Origin of the sequence: Rhodococcoides trifolii (genome assembly GCF_014635345.1) — a bacterium.
GTDB lineage: Bacteria > Actinomycetota > Actinomycetes > Mycobacteriales > Mycobacteriaceae > Rhodococcoides > Rhodococcoides trifolii.
This window is the reverse complement of record NZ_BMCU01000006.1, coordinates 199,876-218,681: the sequence shown is the minus strand read 5'-3', so window position 1 is coordinate 218,681 and position 18,806 is coordinate 199,876. Positions and strand designations below refer to the sequence as shown.

General features: G+C 64.8%; 20 protein-coding genes. 2 read left to right on the top strand and 18 right to left on the bottom strand.

Annotated features, from left to right (window positions below; all coding sequences use genetic code 11):
* Positions 1-13 precede the first annotated feature (13 nt).
* Positions 14-916, top strand: a complete 903-nt coding sequence (locus IEW02_RS22925; protein WP_188547349.1) for a LysR family transcriptional regulator — start codon at positions 14-16, stop codon at positions 914-916.
* Here IEW02_RS22925 and IEW02_RS22920 read toward each other — a convergent pair.
* From IEW02_RS22920 to IEW02_RS22870, 11 genes are all read right to left on the bottom strand, one after another.
* Positions 913-1,815: a hydroxyquinol 1,2-dioxygenase gene (locus tag IEW02_RS22920; RefSeq protein ID WP_188547347.1), complete on the bottom strand. Its 903-nt coding sequence runs from the start codon at positions 1,813-1,815 to the stop codon at positions 913-915. The two genes, IEW02_RS22925 and IEW02_RS22920, sit on opposite strands and share 4 nt — an antisense overlap.
* Positions 1,812-2,894, bottom strand: a complete 1,083-nt coding sequence (locus IEW02_RS22915) for a maleylacetate reductase (RefSeq protein WP_188547345.1) — start codon at positions 2,892-2,894, stop codon at positions 1,812-1,814. Before IEW02_RS22915 ends, IEW02_RS22920 begins: the two co-directional genes overlap by 4 nt.
* Positions 2,891-3,619 (bottom strand): alpha/beta fold hydrolase, encoded by a 729-nt coding sequence (locus tag IEW02_RS22910; protein ID WP_188547343.1) that lies wholly within the window; start codon positions 3,617-3,619, stop codon positions 2,891-2,893. Before IEW02_RS22910 ends, IEW02_RS22915 begins: the two co-directional genes overlap by 4 nt.
* A complete protein-coding gene (locus IEW02_RS22905) occupies positions 3,616-4,422 on the bottom strand; it encodes an SDR family NAD(P)-dependent oxidoreductase (RefSeq protein ID WP_188547341.1) in 807 nt (268 codons plus the stop codon). The genes IEW02_RS22910 and IEW02_RS22905 overlap by 4 nt, the downstream gene beginning before the upstream one ends.
* The gene (locus IEW02_RS22900) at positions 4,419-5,624 is read right to left on the bottom strand and encodes a VOC family protein (protein WP_188547339.1); all 1,206 of its coding nucleotides are present in this window, start codon (positions 5,622-5,624) and stop codon (positions 4,419-4,421) included. The genes IEW02_RS22905 and IEW02_RS22900 overlap by 4 nt, the downstream gene beginning before the upstream one ends.
* Before the next feature lie 3 nt (positions 5,625-5,627).
* Positions 5,628-6,647, bottom strand: a complete 1,020-nt coding sequence (locus tag IEW02_RS22895) for a fumarylacetoacetate hydrolase family protein (RefSeq protein ID WP_188547337.1) — start codon at positions 6,645-6,647, stop codon at positions 5,628-5,630.
* Positions 6,644-7,066, bottom strand: coding sequence for a nuclear transport factor 2 family protein (locus tag IEW02_RS22890; protein ID WP_188547335.1), 423 nt, complete (start codon positions 7,064-7,066; stop codon positions 6,644-6,646). The genes IEW02_RS22895 and IEW02_RS22890 overlap by 4 nt, the downstream gene beginning before the upstream one ends.
* The gene (locus IEW02_RS22885) at positions 7,063-8,538 is read right to left on the bottom strand and encodes an aldehyde dehydrogenase (protein ID WP_188547333.1); all 1,476 of its coding nucleotides are present in this window, start codon (positions 8,536-8,538) and stop codon (positions 7,063-7,065) included. Before IEW02_RS22885 ends, IEW02_RS22890 begins: the two co-directional genes overlap by 4 nt.
* Positions 8,539-8,716: 178 nt before the next feature.
* Positions 8,717-9,541 carry an HpcH/HpaI aldolase/citrate lyase family protein gene (locus IEW02_RS22880; protein WP_229746255.1) on the bottom strand — a complete coding sequence of 275 codons (825 nt, stop codon included), beginning with the start codon at positions 9,539-9,541 and terminating at the stop codon, positions 8,717-8,719.
* 20 nt (positions 9,542-9,561) lie between these two features.
* Complete coding sequence (locus IEW02_RS22875) at positions 9,562-10,722, bottom strand: CaiB/BaiF CoA transferase family protein (protein WP_188547330.1); 1,161 nt, start codon at positions 10,720-10,722, stop codon at positions 9,562-9,564.
* A gap of 43 nt (positions 10,723-10,765) precedes the next feature.
* Positions 10,766-11,971 carry an FAD-dependent oxidoreductase gene (locus tag IEW02_RS22870; protein WP_229746254.1) on the bottom strand — a complete coding sequence of 402 codons (1,206 nt, stop codon included), beginning with the start codon at positions 11,969-11,971 and terminating at the stop codon, positions 10,766-10,768.
* A 133-nt stretch (positions 11,972-12,104) separates the two neighbouring features.
* Between IEW02_RS22870 and IEW02_RS22865 the strand changes: the two genes are divergently transcribed.
* The gene (locus IEW02_RS22865; RefSeq protein ID WP_188547328.1) at positions 12,105-13,025 is read left to right on the top strand and encodes a LysR family transcriptional regulator; all 921 of its coding nucleotides are present in this window, start codon (positions 12,105-12,107) and stop codon (positions 13,023-13,025) included.
* 1 nt (position 13,026) lies between these two features.
* On the opposite strand, the gene IEW02_RS22860 is transcribed toward IEW02_RS22865, so the two are convergent.
* From IEW02_RS22860 to IEW02_RS22830, 7 genes are all read right to left on the bottom strand, one after another.
* Positions 13,027-14,250, bottom strand: coding sequence for an NAD(P)/FAD-dependent oxidoreductase (locus IEW02_RS22860; protein ID WP_188547326.1), 1,224 nt, complete (start codon positions 14,248-14,250; stop codon positions 13,027-13,029).
* Positions 14,247-15,065 carry an HTD2 family dehydratase gene (locus IEW02_RS22855; RefSeq protein WP_188547324.1) on the bottom strand — a complete coding sequence of 273 codons (819 nt, stop codon included), beginning with the start codon at positions 15,063-15,065 and terminating at the stop codon, positions 14,247-14,249. The genes IEW02_RS22860 and IEW02_RS22855 overlap by 4 nt, the downstream gene beginning before the upstream one ends.
* On the bottom strand, positions 15,062-16,453 hold the full coding sequence (locus IEW02_RS22850) for an MmgE/PrpD family protein (RefSeq protein WP_188547322.1): 1,392 nt from the start codon (positions 16,451-16,453) through the stop codon (positions 15,062-15,064). The genes IEW02_RS22855 and IEW02_RS22850 overlap by 4 nt, the downstream gene beginning before the upstream one ends.
* A complete protein-coding gene (locus IEW02_RS22845; protein WP_188547320.1) occupies positions 16,450-17,640 on the bottom strand; it encodes a cytochrome P450 in 1,191 nt (396 codons plus the stop codon). The genes IEW02_RS22850 and IEW02_RS22845 overlap by 4 nt, the downstream gene beginning before the upstream one ends.
* A complete protein-coding gene (locus tag IEW02_RS22840; protein ID WP_188547318.1) occupies positions 17,637-17,828 on the bottom strand; it encodes a ferredoxin in 192 nt (63 codons plus the stop codon). The genes IEW02_RS22845 and IEW02_RS22840 overlap by 4 nt, the downstream gene beginning before the upstream one ends.
* 171 nt (positions 17,829-17,999) lie before the next feature.
* Positions 18,000-18,284, bottom strand: coding sequence for an antibiotic biosynthesis monooxygenase family protein (locus tag IEW02_RS22835; protein WP_188547316.1), 285 nt, complete (start codon positions 18,282-18,284; stop codon positions 18,000-18,002).
* Positions 18,281-18,805, bottom strand: a complete 525-nt coding sequence (locus tag IEW02_RS22830) for a flavin reductase family protein (RefSeq protein ID WP_188547314.1) — start codon at positions 18,803-18,805, stop codon at positions 18,281-18,283. The genes IEW02_RS22835 and IEW02_RS22830 overlap by 4 nt, the downstream gene beginning before the upstream one ends.
* Between the last annotated feature and the right edge of the window lies 1 nt (position 18,806).

The window sequence follows — 18,806 nt, the reverse complement described above, 5'->3', positions numbered from 1 at the left end:
AGGTTTGTCGAACATGGAGGTTCGTGAGCTCGAGTGGTTCGTGGTCCTGGCGCGGACCGAGAACGTCACCAACGCAGCGACCCAACTGCACGTGAGCCAGCCGACCCTGTCTCGAGCATTGGCCAGAATCGAACGGCAGCTCGGTGTCAAACTGTTCGATCGAAACCAGAACCGCTTGCGCCTGAACAAATACGGCGAAATTTATCGGGCCCACGCTGTACGCGCAATGAAGGAGTTGACGCAGGGCGAAGAGCGAATAAGAACTCTCGTCGATCCCGAACGCGGTGTGGTGTCGCTCGGTTTCCTGCACTCGTTCGGATCGTGGCTCATACCGTCACTGCTGGACAAATATCATGTTGCAGCACCGCTGACCAGCTTCGAGTTGGAGGGTGGGGCCGCCGACGCGATTGTGGAAGCGGTACGGAGCGGGCGGGTAGACGTCGGGTTCGTCGCACCCCGCCCCAATGCCGAGGACCTCGCCTGGGTACCCCTGGGCCGAGAACTGTTGTGCCTCGAGGTTCCACCGAACGACGAGTTCGCCGGCCGACAGTCGATCTCCATTGCCGAGATCGCAACTCGGCCCATGATCGCGCTCGGCCCCAGCTACGGCTTACGACACGTGGTCGACCGGCTGTTCGACGACGCGGGATTGACCCCCCGCATCAGCATCGAAGCGACCGAACTGTCGACCCTGCGCGCTCTCGTGCGTCACGGCAGCGGAATCGCAATCGTGCCGGTTCCTCCTGTGGATCAACAGACTCCGACCGTGACGATTCCGATCTCCGACGCGAATGCCTTCCGCTTCTACGGTGCGATCACACGAAACTACGGGCCGACCGGGAGCGCGGCGAGGGCGTTTCTGGACTACGTCACCGGTCACTTCGCGACCACGGAGGTCGAGGCGGACGCCGTCTAGTTCCGGTCGGCCGCCGCGAGGACGATATCGAAGGTGACCTCGCTCCACGACGTGACGTATCGGCCGTCGGGTGTGGGACCGGAGGCGTGACGAGCAAAGGACTTGATCAACGACTCCTTCACGCCGAAGACCGCGTCTTTCCAACCGATCTCGTCGCCCTCGACGAAGATGTGAGTGACCAGGCGGCGGTAACCCGGTGCGGTCACCATGAAGTGCAGATGGCTCGCACGCATCGGTGAACGACCGGCGGCCTCGAGCATCCTCCCGACGGGACCGTCGTGTGGTATCGGATACGGAGTCGGAGTCAGACCCCAGAAGCGGAACCCACCGTCGTTGTCCGAGAACAGATGTGCCCGCGCAGCCTGTCGGTCGTCGCCGTACTGCACGTCGTACTGCCCGGCCTCGTCCGCTTCCCACACCTCGATACGAGCGCCGACAATCGGGGCACCGTCGGTCCCGGAGACGCTCCCGGTGACCCAGCACGGTTCTCCGGGCGCGCCCAAGGCCATGTCGCCGCCGAGCTCGATGTGCGGAGCGCCCTCGACGAAGAACGGGCCGAACACCGTGGCCTCGGTCGCGTCCGCCACAGGCGGGTTGTTCATTCCGATCACCTGCATGGACAACCCGAGCACGTCGGACAGCAGGATGAACTCCTGCCGCGTGTCCGTGCACGTCTGCCCGGTCTCGGTGAGGAACGTAATCATCGACTCCCACTCGATTTCCGTCAGTTGCAGCTCGCGCGCCGCAGCGTGAACGTGCCGCGCCACGGTTTGCAAGATGGTTCGCAGACGGTCGTCGGTGGCACCGTCGAACGATGCCACCACCGTCTCGACCAAAGCCTGCTCACGCGCTGTCTGCACGACCGTTGCGCTGTGTGCGTCGTTCAGAACCTCGGTCATCTCTGCTCCTCGGAATCGTGGTGCTTCACCGGATCACCGGCCCAGGCCGCGACGATCAACTCACGCAGGTTCTCCCGCGTCGCCTGACGCGGATTCGACGGCGGCACAAGGGGAAGCACCCGGTCGACGGCATGATCGATACCGCTCTCCGGCATACCCAGTGCGCGCAGCGAATCGACGGTCACCAGCTCGCGCCGAAGCTCATACAGGCCCTGTGCAGCCGGCGCACCGCCCAGCGCGTCGGACACTCGACGTGCCGCCTCGGGCGCCGACCCACCATTGAACTGCGTCACGTACGGCAGCACCACGGCGTGGGTATCGGCGTGCGACAGCGAGAATGCGCCCCCGAGCACGTGACAGATCTTGTGATGCAGCCCGCTGCCGGCCGATGCGAACGCCACTGCCGCGAGATACGCACCGTACATTGTCGACTCGCGCGCGTCGAGATCTGTTGCGTTGTGCGCAATACCGCGCAGTCCGGGAACGAGGGCTCGAATGCCCTCCGTCCCCAGAGCGGTGTTGATCGGGTCGGCACGTGGCGCCCAGAAGCCGTCCACGGCGTGGGCGAGTGCATTGAGTCCGGACGCGAGCGTCAGTGGACCCGGCAGTGACGCGAACAGTGTTGCGTCGTAGACGACCGTGGCAGGAAGCACCCGTGGGTCCGTTCCCGTCGTCTTGCGGTCGCCCTCGGTGTGGCCCCAGACGTCGGTTGCCTCGGAGCCGGCGAAGGTGGTCGGCACGGCGACGATCGGGATCGAGGTCTCGCGCGCAACGACTTTGGCGAGTCCGGTTGCGGATCCTCCGCCGATGCTGACGATCGCGTCGACCGTCTCGGCGCGGGCCAGCGCGACGGCCGCGTTCCCGTTGGCCACCGGCACGTGTTGCACGATTTCGTCGATACGGGCCATGACCGGCACCCGGGTCGCAATCGTGTCGGCGAGTTCGGCGACAAACGCGTCCGCGATGACCAGCACCCGAGACGCGGACAGAGAATCCAGCGCGGCGACGACGTTCTTCACGGCACCGCCGCGTCCGAACATGACACGTTGTCCGAGCGTGGTGTGATCGAACGATTTCATGAACGCGAGTCCGCCGTAGTCGTGTCCGAGATTGCTCGTGCATGGTCGAGCCACCGACCGAGTCGCTCCGCGACGGCGTCGGGTGCTTCCACGGTCGAGAGGTGACCCACGCCGTCGAGCACTGTCAATTCCGCCCCCTGCACGGCGTCGGCGATCTCTTCACCCAGCATTTCCGGCGTGATTGCGTCCTCGGTTCCCGCTATCACGAGGGTCGGAAGGGTCAGCAACGACAGTTCTTCGCGCCGATCGCGCCGGGTCATCACTGCGATCTGCTGGGCCACGAAGACCTCCGGCCCGAGATCGCGCGCCATGCTGGCGGCGAGTTCTGCCACGCCTGGTAAACCGCGCCCGACAGCAGTCGAGATCAACGTAACCGCCTCGTCGAACGCACCGTGGGTGACCATTTCGATCAGTCGCAACGAGTTCTCGCGGCGCCCAGCATCGGCCGCGACGGCGGACGAATTGAGGAGTGCGAGACCGAGTACCCGCGGCGATAGGCGGAGAGCGATCTCCAACGAGACATACCCTCCCATCGAATTGCCGGCGAGGTAGAACCGATCCGGGGCTTGCGCGAGCACGCTGTCGGCCATGGCCTCCATCGAATTGCCCTCGCCCCGAACGACGATCGTCTCCTGTGTCGCCGACAAGCGGTCGGCGACGGGCCGCCACAACCGGTCGTCGGAGCCCAGCGCAGGGACGAAGACGAGTGGCGCCGCGGCAGTCACGTCGCGGCCCCGTCGACTGCGAGGATGCAGCCCGATGTGAAACCGGCGGGCTCGGACACGAGATACGCTACCGCCGCTGCAATTTCGGTTCCGGTTCCGGTGCGCCCTAACGGAATTGCTGCTCTGGTCGCAGCCTGGGCCTCGTTGGACAGCGCCTCGAACGACGCTCGTACCCTTCCTTCGTCGGGCAGAACCAGGCCAGGCGACACCGAGTTCACGGTGATACCGGTGGTTCCGAGATCCTTGGCAAGTTGCTTCGTCAAACCGTTGACCGCGGCCTTCGACGCTGCGTACGGCAGCCGGGCACCGACCGTGCCCGAGGGTCCGGACAGCCCGTTCGCGACGGCGGACGAGAACATGACGATTCGACCGTAGGAGTGTCGAAGCATGAGCGGCACCGCTTCTCGGCTACAGAGGAAGGCACTGGTGAGATTGTTGTCCAGCACCTTCCGCCACACGTCCGCGGTGACGTCGTCGAGACTACGGACCTGCGCCGTGCCGCTTCCGCCGGCGGTGTTGACCAACGCGTCCAGCCGCCCGAAGTGGGTGTCGATGGTCGCGAACGAGGCGGACACCGCGCTTTCCTCGGAGAGGTCGACTGCCGCGGTGAGGATGTCGATTCCGGGAACGACCGACTCGATGTGCTTCTTGGTTCGCTCGAGGCCCGCCTCTTGAAGGTCGAGGAGTACCAGCGAGAAGCCGTCGAGAGCAAGCCTTTCGGCGATTTCCGCCCCGAGCCCCTGCGCCGCGCCGGTGACCGCCGCAACGCGCTTGTCGGTCGTGCCGTCGTGTGCGCCGCTCACCCGAGCGGTCCCCAGAACGTTTCGCCGCCATAGGTGTCGGACATCGGCTCCAGTGTCTGCGGCCACACCCCGGGTTCGACCACCCGACGGGTTTCCGGCGCCCGCACGGCGCCGTCCCAACCGACCTGCTCCATGTAGTAGTACAGCGCCATGACATGGCCGTCGGGCGCGACGGCGTGGATCACGTAGTCGATGCCCGGATGCACCTGCTGCGGAAGGTCGATCAGTTTGACCCCCTTGGCCTCGAGGAATGTCGCGGCTTCGCGAAGCTGCTCGTAGGAGCCGACCTGGACACCGAAGGAGAGCAGGGTCGTGCTGTCGCTGAGCCCCAGAGCGCTTCGTGCCTCGACCGGGAAGAGTCCGATGCTGTGGTGCTCGGTGTTGGCACGCAGGAACACGGCCCGGTGACCCTCCACGAGAGTCTCCTCCGACTTCACCAACCCGAGTGTCTCGGTGTAGAAACGTTCGGCCGCATCGAGATCGGCAACGAAAATGCTCACCGGTCCGATACGGACGGGCTTGAAGGGCCGGGACAGGAGAACACCCCCGACGTCGAACGTCTTGGGAAGCGTATCGACCCATCGGTGCCCGGTCGTGAGGTCGATTCCTTCGGCCTCGGCATCCGCGAGTTCGGTCCCCTCGGACCTCGTCGGCAGCTCGGGGTGCTCGTTCGCCCAGGGCCACATGACTTCCGGCTTGCTGACCCCGTCCCAGCCGACCTGTTCGATACCGTACTCGAGCTCGTTGGTATGACCGGTCGGATCGGGAAAGTACGTGTGCCAGTTCGAACCCGGGTCACGGCCGTACCGATCGATCTTCGAGCCCTGCTCTTCGAGCCACAGGCGAGCCTGAACAACTTCACGCAACGACCCGACCTGCCAGGTGATCTGGTTGACGGTGATGTCGGCGCGGTCGGGACGCTCGTTCTTGTCCACCCACGGGCGCGGCATCAGTACGAGGGTGTGGTGGTCGGCGTTGTGGCGAAGGAAGTAGATCTTGGTGTCGGCCAGTCCGTCCAGCCAGGGACCCGGATCGTACTTGTTCAGGTCCAACATGTCCGCCACCGCGAATCCGAGAATGTCGCGGTAGAACGACACTGCCTCACCGGTGTCGGCGACGCTGATTCCGAAGTGATTGAGCCGACGAATCTTGAACGGCCGGTCGTAATCGATCCCGCCGACGGAATACTTCTTCGTGGCCATGCCCTACTTCTTCCCTGTCCGAGTACCCGTGACCGTGTTGGTGACGGACCCGATTGCGCGAGAGGAGATTTCGACGACATCACCCGGGTTCAGGAAAGCAGAGTCGTCCTCGAAACCACCCTCGGAATCTCGAATGCTCGAATCGACCGCGGTTCCCTTGGGTGTACCGCCACTGATGAGATCGCCGGGAAACAGCGTCGAGTCGCGGGAGAGGTATTCCCCGAGAGCGGCGAAGCTGTGAATCATCGACTTGGTATTGCCACTCTGGCGGACCTCGCCGTTGACGCGAGCCTCCACGTCGATGTCCTGAGGATCGAGGCCCTCGTCCACGACTATCCACGGACCGACGGTGGCCGAGCCGTCGAAGTTCTTCGAGTACTGGAAGTCCGGTCCGAAGGAGACATTGTCGCGAATCGACCAGTCGTTGACGAGGGTGTATCCGTAGATGTACGAGCCGAAGTCGTCGGCGGCAATATCCTTGCCACGCTTGCCCAGCACCACCGCGACCTCGGCTTCGTAGTCGAGCAGATCGGTTCGACGGGGGAACTGCAGATCGTCGCCGTCTGCGGACACGACGCGCGGATCCTTGATGAAGTACTTGGGTCCGCCGCTCACCAGACGACTGAGGGTGGCTTTGTCGCTGCCACTGGCCGTGTTGTCCGCAGCAGCTTGCATGTGGTCGGCGAAGTTCGCCAGCGCGGCGAAGACGCGCGACTTCCCGTCGATCGGCGCGTGAAGTCGCACAGAATCGAGGGCGAACACGAGCCGCTCGCCGTCGAGGCCGGTCGTGATGGAGTTTGCCGACAGGTGAGCGAGTGCAGCCTTCGCGCCGGCCAACGCGCCGGCACCCTGCTCGATGAAAGAGTTGAGGTCGGCCGGCACCTCTAGTGCTGCCGCCGCGGTAGAGCGAGCGGTATCCGTGGTATCGGCCACGTACTTCGCGTACGCACCGTTGATGTCGACGACGTCATTGTCGACCACCACGCCCACTCGCCTGCTCGGACCGAAAATCGCGATCTTCATGACGCTCCCTCTGCTGAAAGTTGAGTTGAGTTCTGTTTGGCAGGATCGACGCCCACGTCGTTCAGGAGACGGCCGCCGTCCGGGTTCAAGCTATAGATCGCCAACCGCGTGATCTTGCCCTCGCGGACGGTGAAGAAGTCTCCGAGCACAACGGTGCGGCCGTTCACGTCGAGGTCGATCTCGACCGCCACGCGGTCCCCGTCGACGACGTACGTGCGCGGCGCCGGCGCCATTGTGGCTGCCGCGAAACCACCTTCGTACATTCGGCCGATCGCCTCGGCGCCCACCAACGTTCCGGATGCGTTCTGCAGCAACGCATCAGCGGCGAACAGCGCCTTCACTGCACCCGCATCACCGGCGGTGACACCGGCGAAGTACGCCGACGCGACCTCCGCCGGAGTCGACGCGACCCCGCTCACGGGAGGTACTTGGTCGAGGCGTACACGGACTGGTACTCGAGATAGGCGTTGATGCCTTCGGGACCGAGTTCGCGTCCCAGCCCGGAGTCCTTGAAGCCGCCGAACGGCGCACCGAGATCGAGGGTGTAGTAGTTGAGTCCGATCGTTCCCGTGCGGACGCGCCGGGCCACACCGAGCGCACGGTCCTCGTCGGCACTCCAGACGGAACCGCCGAGGCCGTAGTTGCTGTCGTTGGCGATCCGCACCGCGTCGTCGTCGTCGTCGAACGGCATCAGGGCCATCACCGGGCCGAATACCTCCTCGCGTGCCAAGCGATCGGAGTTGTCGACGTCGGCGAAAACCGTTGGCTGGACGAACCATCCACGATCGAGACCGTCGACCCGACCGCCGCCGGTCACCAGGCGTGCGTTCGAATTCTTTCCGATGTCGATGTAACTCAGAACCTTGTCTCGGTGCGTACTGGTTGCCATCGGACCCATGGTGACCGCCGGATCGAGGGGGTCACCGACAACGAACTGGTCGGCGAAGTTTCCGATGGCCTCGACAACTTCCTCGTAACGCGAGCGTGCGATGAGGATCCGCGACTGCGTCGTGCAGGTCTGGCTGTTGTTGAGGAACGATGCGTTGTCCAGACCGGCAACCAATGTGTCGATGTTCGCGTCGTCGAGGACGATGGCAGCGGACTTGCCGCCGAGTTCGAGGGTCGAACGGCGCAGCAGACGCCCGCACTCGGCGCCGATGATGCGTCCCGCCTCGGTGGATCCGGTGAACGCGATCTTGTCGACCAATGGGTGCGACACCAGCGACGCGCCCGCGTCACGGTCGCCGAGGACGATGTTCAGCACACCTGCCGGCAGGCCGGCCTCGACGGCCGCATCGGCGAAAACGTATGAGTCGAGTGCAGTTTCGGGAGACGGCTTGAGCACGACGGTGCAGCCCGCCGCCAGCGCAGGAGCGATCTTGAACATCGCCAGCGCCTGCGGGAAGTTCCACGGGGCGATGGCCCCGACCACTCCGACCGGGACTCGGCGGACGATGCTCGAACCCGCCTGGCTGGGGCGGACCTCCTCGAGGGGAAGGTTCTCGACGATGTCGGCGTACATCCGCAGGAGAGCACCGGGGGCCCCGCCGTTCAGCGCCTGGGAGAGTCCGAAGATCATGCCGTTCTCGCGGCTGACGAGAGTCGCGGTGTCCCCGGCGCGGGAATCGAGTGCGTCGGCGAAGGCGCGCATCAGCGTTGCACGTTCGGCTGCCGTCGTGCGGCCCCACGGGCCGTCGTCGAGCGCGCGGCGAGCTGCCCGCACGGCGGCGTCGATGTCGGCTTCTCCGCCGATGGCCGCGACGCCGATGCGCTCGCCCGTGGCGGCCTCGATCTGATCGCGCAACTCGACGCGCACTGGGTCGACCCACGCCCCGTCGATGAAGAATTGCTTGCGGTCGAGATCAATCGTCCGGTCGACGGTGACAGACATGTGGCTTCTCCTTGTACGAGGACGGGGCGATGTACCGGATTTCGGTGAGACCCCGATCACTGTCGATCTTGGGCCGACTCCACCCTGCGTGCAATGCCAGGATCTTCCCTGCCGTCATACTCCGGGCGTATTACTGCAGGTGAGGCTATTCGTTCAGCGGATCCTGGGCTGTCGACCGTCAGTTGCCGGAAAGGCCGGCGGCCCGCAGGACCGCACGCGCACGGGCGATCACGGGAGCGTCCACCATGAAACCGTCGACCCGAACGGCGGCGCCGGTTTCGGCGGCGCGCACGATCGCCCTGGAGCGGTCGATCTCGATCTCGGTGGGCAGAAACGCCGCCCGGCAGGCCGCGATCTGCGACGGGTGGATCAGCAGCTTGCCGCGCATTCCCACTTCGATCGCGTGGCGCAGGTCCTCCGCCAACGCCACACTGTCGTCCAACGCCGCTGTCACACCGTCCACCGGGCCAGGCTTACCGGCCAATCGCGATGCGAGCACCAGCTCCGACCGAGCATGCAGCATTGCCGTGCGAGCAGGTTCGCATCCCAGATCGAGCGCATAGTCCAAATGCCCGAACGCAATACGTGAGACGTTGGGGTCGGCGGCGACGGCACGCACGCTGTCCAGACCCACCGCGGACTCGACGAGCGCAACGACGGGACACTTCAACCTGCGGCCGATGTCCCAATAGTCGACCGAGAGGTCCGCCTTCGGGACCATGACGGCCGTCAGCCCCTCCAGGTCCGCGAGAGCTTCCAGATCGTCCACGTGATCGTCGTCGTCGCTCGCATTGATCCGGACGCAGCCGCGGCCGCCGGCGGCGAGCCACCGCACCACCTCGGCCCGCGCGGCCGGCTTGTCCTCACGAGCCACGGCGTCCTCGAGGTCGAGAACGACGACATCGGCGCCGGCCCTCGCGGCCTTGTCGAAACGATCGTGACGGTCACCGGGAACGAACAGAAAGGTGGTCGCATTCGCCACCAGCGAAGCGGACTCTGGCACAGCAACTTTCGTCGTCACCGTCACACTCCCGCAGCGACCTCGGGGGCAATCCCGAATTCGGCCAGGACAGCCTCGGTGTGCTGGCCGACCTCGGGTATCGGGCCCATGACCGCGGCCGAGTTCGACATCGTCACCGGCGGAATCAACGCGCGCAATTCACCGACCGGCGATTGGTACGAGCGCCACCTGTTGCGCGCCTCGAGTTGCGGATGGGCGGCCAATCCGTCCATCGAGCGCAGTAGGGCGTTCGCGATCCCGGCCTCCTCCAGCAGGGCGGCAACCTTCTCTGCGGCCCACGGCTGGAAAACACGCTCGATCTCGGCGCGCAGTTCCGCGTTGTGCTCGACTCTCAGAGAATTGCGCACGAACCGCGGATCGGACGCGAGCTCGGGTGAGCCCAGAATTCGATCGCAGAAGATGGCCCATTCCCGCTCGTTCTGGATGCCCAGGAATACTTCGTTGCCGTCACCGCACGTGAACGGTCCGTACGGTGCGATCGCAGCGTGCCGGGCTCCGGTTCGGCCGGGCGCGGTTCCGCCGTACATCGCGTAATTGAGCGGAAATCCCATCCACTCGGACAACGCCTCGAGCATCGAGACCTCGATGGTCGCGCCCTCGCCCGTGCGTTCGCGTCGAATGACGGCTGTCAGAACGCCCGAGTATGCATACATGCCCGACGCGATGTCCGCGATCGAGATACCGACCTTGGACGGTTCGTCCTCGGTTCCCGTGATGGACACCAAACCGGCTTCGCACTGAACGAGGAGGTCGTACGCCTTCTTGGACGAATATGGTCCGCCCGTCCCGTACCCGGATATCGAGACGTGGATCAGCCGCGGATTGTGTTCCCGTAGTTGCTCGGCCCCGAGACCGAGCCGTTCCGCCGCTCCCGGAGCAAGGTTCTGAACGAAGACGTCAGCCTGAGCCACCAACGCCTGCACTGCATCTCGCCCCGCATCCGTCTTCAGATCCAATGCCACGGACTCCTTCGAGCGGTTGAGCCACACGAAATGACTTGCCAGTCCGTTCACCGTTTCGTCGTAACCTCGCGCGAAATCACCCACACCGGGGCGTTCGATTTTGATGACGCGCGCGCCGAGATCGGCGAGCTGCCTGGTTGCGAATGGAGCCGCAACGGCTTGTTCCAACGACACGATCGTGAGTCCGTCGAGGGGATTCATACGAGGATTCTTTCGTTCGGGTGACCGACTGACCTGTGACGGCCTAGACAGACAGCAAAGAAGGGCTTTCGAGCGTTTTGGTGAAATACAGAACTTCGGCCGCGAATTCGTGATCGTGCGACATCCGGCGGAACATCTCCAGGTCCTGGTCGCGCTTGACCGGATCGGACGAGTGGAACAGCAGTTTCTTGTTCGACGACGCACGCGGGCTCGCCTTGTCCACGAAGGCCGACCGGCGCAGATCCGCATATGCCGTCAGAACGGCGTCGTCGGCGCGCCCCGTCGCGACCGCGCCGAGGCTCTCGATGAGCGCGAATGAATCGAACAGACCCATCGTCAGCCCGAGGCCGCCGGTCGGGTTGGTGGCGTGGGCCGCGTCTCCGGCGAGCAGAACGCGGCCCGCGCGGAAGGACGATGCCGCGCGCTGGTGCATTCGGTACGGCGATGCCGCGACCACCTCGGTGGCTGCCGCGACCTCGGGACCGAAGACCGCGGAGAGAAACCTCGGCATCCTGTCGGGGACGGTGTCGGCCGGGAGCTCCGCGTCCTCCATGTAGGTGTAGCGCCACGTGCCGAATTCACCGGCTTCATCGATCTTGGCGATGATGGCCCCGTAGACATCGTCGACGTAGAACGTCGATTGCGCCCACCCTTCGCGTGTGTCAGGAAAGCGGACGTTCGTGGCAACGAAACGCTCCGGCCAGGTCATCCCGTCGAATCCGAGGTCGAGTACACGGCGGACGGTCGAACCCGCGCCGTCGGCACCGACGAGCCACTCCGACGCCAGAACCTTGCCGGCGTTCTCGCCGGCAAACGAGACCCGCACGCCGCGCTCGTCCTGCTCGATCCCGGCGATCTCGTGACTCCACAGCACGCGGGCGTTGTCGAACTTCTCGAGTTCCCGCAGAACGACAGCGGCGAGAGCGCCCTGCCCGAGGTGCAGATTGTAGGGTCGCTCGACCTTGCCGTTCAGCGCCGCCAGACCGTACGAGATTATTTCGCCGGTGTCTCGCACGCGGTAGGCGTAGTCCTGCTTCAAGAAGCCTGCGGCTGTTGCTTGTTCGAGAAGTCCGAGCCGGGCCAACCCGTCCAGTGTCGACCAGTGGTAGACGATCGCTCGGGGCGTGTCCTGGAGAGCGGGCGCGCGTTCGACGACGGACACGCTGATTCCCTGTTGGGCAAGGCCCAATGCAGTCAGCAATCCGGTCGGGCCGGCTCCGGCGACGATTACCTGCTGTTCGTATTGCACGATTCCTCCGTCATTCCAGGCGACTCGACCGCGTTGAGACTGCGAAATGTCGTTGCCGCTCCGTTGTTTACGATCCTGTACTCGGCCCGATAAGGCCAATGCCATTGCCTCGGGGTTGCCATACACTCGGCGCATGGACATCCGGAGTGTCAAGTATTTTCTCGCGGTTGCCGACGCCGGATCCATTACCGAAGCAGCGCGGGCACTGCATCTGTCGCAACCGCCGCTCAGCAGCGCGATGACCAAACTCGAATCCGAACTCGATGTGGCGTTGTTCGAGCGGCACGCGCGCGGCATCACCCTCACCGATGCCGGCAGATACCTTCAGAGCGCGGGTCGTCGATTGATCGCCGAAGAGCAGCGCATCACCTCCGCGCTCCGCTCGATGGGCCTGGGGCTCGACGGCGAACTGCGCATCGGAGCCGAACCGATCGGCCTCTGGCGCGTGGTGAGCTCCGCCGTTGCCGAATTCCTCGCCGAACACCCGCGCATCACACTGGAATTGACCGACGCCAATCCGCAGACCTTGCTGGAGAAGCTCGCCGACGGCTATCTCGACCTCGCGGTGCTGCCGGTGCTGCCCCAGGAACCGCTGCCGACCGTCAACGATGTGGCCTTGTCTACGACTATCATCACCCACGCGCAGCTGATTCTGGTTGTCTCCCCCACCTCGTGGATGGCCGACCGCACCGACATTCCACTCTCGGAGCTCCGCAACGAACGGTGGATTCTGCCCTCTCGTGTACCGGGCGCCCGCAGTCTCTCGCGATTGCTCGATGACCGCTTCGCCTCCGCAGGCGGAAGTCCGACCTCGATCGTGTCGGTTCCGACCGTCGAGACCGCGGCCACCTTGGTCGCAGCAGGCGTGGGAGTGTCCGTGTTGAGCACCGAGATGGCCGATCGCCATCCCGGCGTGCGGTCGGTGACCGTGGAGAACGGCTGGCCGGACCTGCCACTGGGAGTGGTGCGCCGACGCGGCGGTGTCGTGACACCGGTGGCCGACCGATTCTTCGACACCCTGGTCTCCCATGGTGCAGCCGGCCCGCCCACGTAGCTCACGGAGCAGACGACACGAGGGTGAGCATGGGTTCGACACTCTCCCAAGAGGTCTCGCGGCGCAGCATCGCACGGAGTTTCACGAACTCCGCTCGCCGTTCGAAGGCCAGCACGCCGGTCACGGCGTCACCCGACCTGTACACGAACAGCGATCCGTCCGGCCCCTGGCTCTCCACGATCTCCTCGGCCCCGGTAATGAAGCCCGAGAACTGAATTCGCTTGCCGTGCTGGTCGGACCAGAAATAAGGAACGGTGGAACAGACCACCGGATCGGCGCCGGTCAATACGTTCGCTGCGTTCATGCCGGCAACGCGACCCTGCTCGGCCGCATTGGTCCAGTGCTCGATGCGCATGACACTGTCGAAGCGAGGATTTGGCCAGCGCACGACGTCCCCCGCGGCGTACACACGGTCCGCTGCTCGCAGGTGCTCGTCGCACTCCACCCCGTTGTTCAGGGTGAGGCCCGACGACGCAAGCCAGTCGGTGGACGGTCGAACACCGATACCCAGCAGAACGACGTCCGCCGGGACCGTCGCACCACTCGCGAGTTGAAGCACCCGTCCGTCCGGGGTGTCCGCCAACCCGACCACGCCGTCACCGAGCTTCAAAGCGACACCCGAGTCACGATGCAGCGCAGCGTAATCCGCGGCCACACGGTCGCCGAACCGGCCCAGAGGCTTCTCGGCGAGATCGACGATGGTGACGTCGCGCCCGTCCTTGGCCAATGTTGCCGCGAACTCGCCGCCGATGAATCCGGCACCGATCACCGCGACCGACCGGGACCGATCGGAGACCGCGGATCGAAGCGCTGTCGCATCCTGGAAGTGCCGAAGCGAGTAAACGTCTGGAAGGTCGCGGAACAGCGGCGGCACGATCGGCTCGCATCCTGTGGTGACGATGACAGCGCCGTACTCGATGCTCCCCGTCGCGCCGGAGGCGTCGAGCGTGTCCACTCTGCGAGCCGCCACGTCGAGATACGTTGCACGCGTGGCCAACACGAAACGCACGCCCTTGGACTGCAGATCCGCGACCGACGGATAGGTCAGCGCGGCGAGGTCGAGGTCATCGGTCAGCCCGACCTTCGACAGCGGGGGGCGCTCGTAGGGCGGGTGCTCCTCGTCGCTGACGATGATGACGCCCAGGTCCGGTGCGTGGCGTGCGATCGTCTCCGCTGCTCGAATCGCCGCGACCGAACCGCCGACCACCAGAACGTCCGTCTTCATCGCCCCTCCTCCGTCACAGTGCTCGTGGCGCAGACGACGCCGGCCGCACTGCGGGCGGCTGCGCCCTTGTCCAATCCGTCCGGTCCGGGAACCACGGTGAACGTCTGCGGCTGCGTCATCGGTGAGACCAAGCGATAGCCGAATGTCCTGCCGTGCAATGAAAGCCCGCGTCGACGCATGTGATCGGCCATCATGAATGCGAGCAGCGGACCGTGGATGACCAATCCGTCGTATCCCTCCTTGCGGCACCAATCCAGGTCGTAGTGGATGCGATGCGCGTTGTAGGTCAAGGCGGAGAACCGGAACAAGAGTTTTTCGTCGACCTGGAGCGACAACGTCGGTCCGGTGACCGGATCGGGCGACGGAGCCGGAGTCGGTAGAGGCGCGGACCCACCGGCGCGGTACACGATGTCCTGTTCCTCGCGAATGACGAGTTCACCGCCCTGGGTGATCTCCTGCAGGACCGTCGTGAAGGTGAGAGCCCCGGTTCGGCCGGTCTTGTCGACGGACTTGGCGATCGACGTCACCTTGGTTGCGGGCTCACCGATGCGCAGGCTCCCGAATGTGGTGACGCGTCCACCGGCGAACATGCGCCGTCGCCCACCCTCGGGAGGCGCCGGAATGCCGATGACGGGATGTCCGTCCTCGCCGAGATCACTTTGCTTGTCTCGCGGAAGAAGGTGCAACCAATGCCAGATGGGCGGCACCACGTCACCGAGGGCGTGGGGAACGTCGATGTCCAGCAATGCGGCCATCGATTCGATCGGCTCGGCCGAAATCACTTCGGTTCGTGTGTCGAAGTCGGGTGAAGTCATGATGCGGGCACCCTTTCGGCGGCCAGGACGGACAAGATGACGGACAGGTCGGGAGCCGAGTCGAGCGTTTCCACCGCATCGACCAAGCGGTCGGCGATGTCGCCACCGAGGGGCTCGAGCAGCAGTCGCGCTTTGGCGACGACGTCGGCGTGGCTCATCGGATTCTTGGCCGAGCCGAGTGCGAAGGTCGGGTTGCCGGACTCGATGACCAGCACCTCACCGTCCGCCAGAGTCAGCTCCAGTCGGGGGCCGTCCTCGATCTCGATCGAGTCGTCGACGACCATTGAAATTTTGTCGAACGTGGATGCGATCTGCGGGTCGTTCAGCCGTGGCGGGTCGTAATCTGCAAGCCCCAGCGGACTTCCGCACAGCGCCAGGGACACCGCGTAAGGAAGGCTGAACTGTGCATCGAAGACAGTGTCGATCGGGAAGACCGACAGCATGTTCACCGCGGTCGTGCCCGCGGTGATGACAACCGAGGTGACATCTTCGGGGATGAGCGAGCGGGTCGTGACGAGTTCTCTGACCACGTCGACGGCCGAATGGCACCCCCTACAGCACGCATAGGGCTTGATGTAGGACGACGCGACGTTGAAGTCGGTCCCGAGCGCGGCCAACGCTCGGTCGGTGTGTCCCTCACCGCCGGCGTACAGCGAGTACAACCCACCCCACTGAGCCTCGAAGATCCGGTGCGGCCCGGTGATTCCACCGGACGCGAGTATCGCTGCGTCTACACCGGTTTCGCCGGCCTTACCGGGATGCAGACGCTTCGTCATCGCACCGTCGTCGATGAAGGCCCACACTCCCCCGGTGAAGGAACCCGCAATACCGAGCGCGTTCGCGTAGGTGTCCGCGTCGGCACCCAGGCACTTGGCCGCCGCCGCCGCGGCAGCCAGCGAGCCCATCGTGCCGGTCGAATGCCACCCGCGGTCGGTGTGTACGGCGAAACCGCCGAGCGCCCCCAGTGCCCGGTATCCGATGTCGTACCCAGCCACCGTGGCAGTGATCAGATCTCGGCCGGTACTGCCGGCAACCTCCGCGATCGCGAAGGCAGCGGGAAGAACCGTCGAACCGGCATGGCCCGCACCGCCCCCGTCGTCGAAATCTCGTGCGTGCGCCGATGTTCCGTTGACGAGCGCCGCCTGCGCCGGCGTGAGTCGAAGCCCGGTTCCCCACACGGTCGATCCCGAATCGGTGGCCGAGAATGCCGACAGTGCGTCGACGACCCCGCGAACCTCGGGTGTACCGCTACCGACGAGAGCGATTGCCAGCGTATCGAGGATGTGATCCTTGATGCCTGCTATGACGTCGTCAGGCAGATCGTCGTATGTCGTCTGCGCCCAGTGTGCCGCGAGATGTTCGGTGACGGAACGAGAATCGCCGCTCATGACGAACTCGGTGCGGGATCGAGATCGACAGCGAGGGAACCGACCAACCATCTGCCGCCGCCGTGACCGATTTCGGTTCCCTCGTCCACGACCACGGCATTCGGATGATTCTCGATGAGGTATCGAACGACTTCCTCCATCTCGACCTTCGCGAGGCTCTGTCCGAGGCAACCATGCAGTCCGGTGCTGAAGGTGAGTGGCTGGCTCGCCTCTCGATCCAGGTCGAAGGTGCTCGGATCGTCGAACCGCTTGGGGTCCCGGTTCGCCGACCAGACGGCGACGTGCACATCCGAGCCCGCAGGAATCGTGGTCCCGGCGAGTTCGATGTCCACGGAGGCGATCTTGCTGACGATGCCGGGCCGCGGGTAGAGCCTGCACGCTTCGACGACGGCCGCCGGGATCAGCGACTGATCCTCGATCAACCTCGACCAGGCTGCGCGGTCGCGGAGCAAGGTCCACACGACCAGCCCGGTCTGATGGGCGGTATTGACCGAACTCGCCTCGAGCATGGCCGTCGCCTCACTGAGGAGTTCCTCCGACGTCAGTTTCCCGGCGTCTTCCTGGCGGATGAGGAACGACAGCATGTCGTCGCCGAGGCCCGCGGAGCGCTTGCTTGCGATGAGTTCCCCGAGGTAGGCGAACAACTCGTCGTAGGCCTCGAGGATCGAGTCCTTCAGGCTCGGATCACGCTGCAGCAACGCGAGAGTGCGCGCCGACAGGCTGGCCACGCGCGGCGCGTCCTCGGCGGGTGCGCCGGCCAGATAGCAGTACACACGCGCCGGAATCTTCTGATCGACCGCTGCGTGAAAGTCGAGCGGGCCGCGGGTTCCGTCGGCGGGGTCGATGTCGGCGATGATCTCGCGAAGAACCGTCCGAATATCCTCGACGGTGGACGGGCCCATGAAGCGCGCGAGCGGGGTTCGCAGCCGCATGTGCTGCGAACCTTCGGCCATGATCACGCTCTTGGCACGGAAGTCGTGGACGGGTCCGTCCGTGATACCGAATTGTTCCATCAAGGTCAGCGCTGCGTTGATGAACCGCGTGTCGCGAAGCACTGCGGTCGCGAGCTCGAAGTCGAGGACCGCGTAGCCGTAGTCGCCCTGGACGAGGGCGGCACCGTCGGCAGCGCCGCCGACGTGGGCCAGGGAATCAGGAGCGAAGGGGTCGAAGGCGTGAAGAGTGCTCATGCGCGCGAGATCGCCCCCATCGGGCAGCAGAGGATGACCTCGTCGAGGTCTTGATCCCGGTCGTCGGGAACGGTCTCCGCCAGCTGCTCGAGCAGTCCGTTGGCGGCGATCTGGAAGACGTCGGGCATGAGGGCGGCGCAGGTGCCGTTCGCGTCACACCGCGCGAAATCTACTTTCACTTCGATCATTTCAGTGGTCCTCTTCGCTTGGTCGGTTGTCGAGTGATCCACGAGAGAGCGGGATCACTATGTCGTACAACACAGTCTCGACCCCGTCAGGGCATCTGACAAATATGAATTTGGCGCCCTTCCCATATCTTTTGAATATGAGAAGGGCGCCAGATTCGATCGTGCCGGTAATCAGACTTCGTAGTGAACGACCCTGGGCACATCCGCACACAGGGGCTGAATCAGCTCGCGAACGCGAGCACCCGCATCGGACGTCGCGAAGACGTCCGTGTGATCTTCGAGGCGATCCCACACCGCACGCAGTAGATACGTGTCGTCGTGGTCGACGCTCCGCGACAGACTGGCGTCCAAACACCCCTGGGCCGACAGGAGAAGGTCGCGAATCTCCGTGAACGCCTCTGCCAGCTCGTCGCCGGCTCCCGGGCGAAGCGTCAGATCGACGTGTTCGGCGATCACTCGTTCACCATCATGGGGGGAATGGACGGAAGGTCGACGAATCCGCCGCGCAAGAAGATCAGCGGTTCCTCTGCGTCTCGCTTGACGAGATCCAGCACCTCTCCGACGACGTGAAGGTGGTCGCCGATTCGGTCGACTCGGTACGGCGCACACTCCACGGTGACGGTCGCGCCGTCGAGCATGGGGACCCCCCGATGGGAGGGCTCCCACGCAACGCCGGCGAAGCGGTCCTGACCTCGTCGCGAGAAGGCCCGGCACATTTCGCGGGACTGCGACCCGAGGACGTTGATGCCGAAGTAATCGGCCTCTGCGATCACCGGCCACGTCGTGGACCCGAGATCGACGTAGAACGCCACCAGTCGCGGCTCGAGGGACACCGACGTGAAGGTGCCCACCGTCATTCCGGCTGGTCCCGCCTCGGTGGTCGCCGTGATGATCGACACCGATGTCGGGATATGGCCCATGACCTTGCGGTAGTCCTCAGGACCGAGAACCAGTGGGGTTTCGTCGATCACGGTCATC

Excerpts from the sequence above, each read along its gene's own strand:
- IEW02_RS22925 (WP_188547349.1), top strand. The coding sequence starts at position 14 with ATGGAGGTTCGTGAGCTCGAGTGGTTCGTGGTCCTGGCGCGGACCGAG.
- IEW02_RS22920 (WP_188547347.1), bottom strand. The coding sequence starts at position 1,815 with ATGACCGAGGTTCTGAACGACGCACACAGCGCAACGGTCGTGCAGACA.
- IEW02_RS22915 (WP_188547345.1), bottom strand. The coding sequence starts at position 2,894 with ATGAAATCGTTCGATCACACCACGCTCGGACAACGTGTCATGTTCGGA.
- IEW02_RS22900 (WP_188547339.1), bottom strand. The coding sequence starts at position 5,624 with ATGGCCACGAAGAAGTATTCCGTCGGCGGGATCGATTACGACCGGCCG.
- IEW02_RS22895 (WP_188547337.1), bottom strand. The coding sequence starts at position 6,647 with ATGAAGATCGCGATTTTCGGTCCGAGCAGGCGAGTGGGCGTGGTGGTC.
- IEW02_RS22885 (WP_188547333.1), bottom strand. The coding sequence starts at position 8,538 with ATGTCTGTCACCGTCGACCGGACGATTGATCTCGACCGCAAGCAATTC.
- IEW02_RS22875 (WP_188547330.1), bottom strand. The coding sequence starts at position 10,722 with ATGAATCCCCTCGACGGACTCACGATCGTGTCGTTGGAACAAGCCGTT.
- IEW02_RS22865 (WP_188547328.1), top strand. The coding sequence starts at position 12,105 with ATGGACATCCGGAGTGTCAAGTATTTTCTCGCGGTTGCCGACGCCGGA.
- IEW02_RS22860 (WP_188547326.1), bottom strand. The coding sequence starts at position 14,250 with ATGAAGACGGACGTTCTGGTGGTCGGCGGTTCGGTCGCGGCGATTCGA.
- IEW02_RS22855 (WP_188547324.1), bottom strand. The coding sequence starts at position 15,065 with ATGACTTCACCCGACTTCGACACACGAACCGAAGTGATTTCGGCCGAG.
- IEW02_RS22850 (WP_188547322.1), bottom strand. The coding sequence starts at position 16,453 with ATGAGCGGCGATTCTCGTTCCGTCACCGAACATCTCGCGGCACACTGG.
- IEW02_RS22845 (WP_188547320.1), bottom strand. The coding sequence starts at position 17,640 with ATGAGCACTCTTCACGCCTTCGACCCCTTCGCTCCTGATTCCCTGGCC.
- IEW02_RS22840 (WP_188547318.1), bottom strand. The coding sequence starts at position 17,828 with ATGATCGAAGTGAAAGTAGATTTCGCGCGGTGTGACGCGAACGGCACC.
- IEW02_RS22830 (WP_188547314.1), bottom strand. The coding sequence starts at position 18,805 with ATGACCGTGATCGACGAAACCCCACTGGTTCTCGGTCCTGAGGACTAC.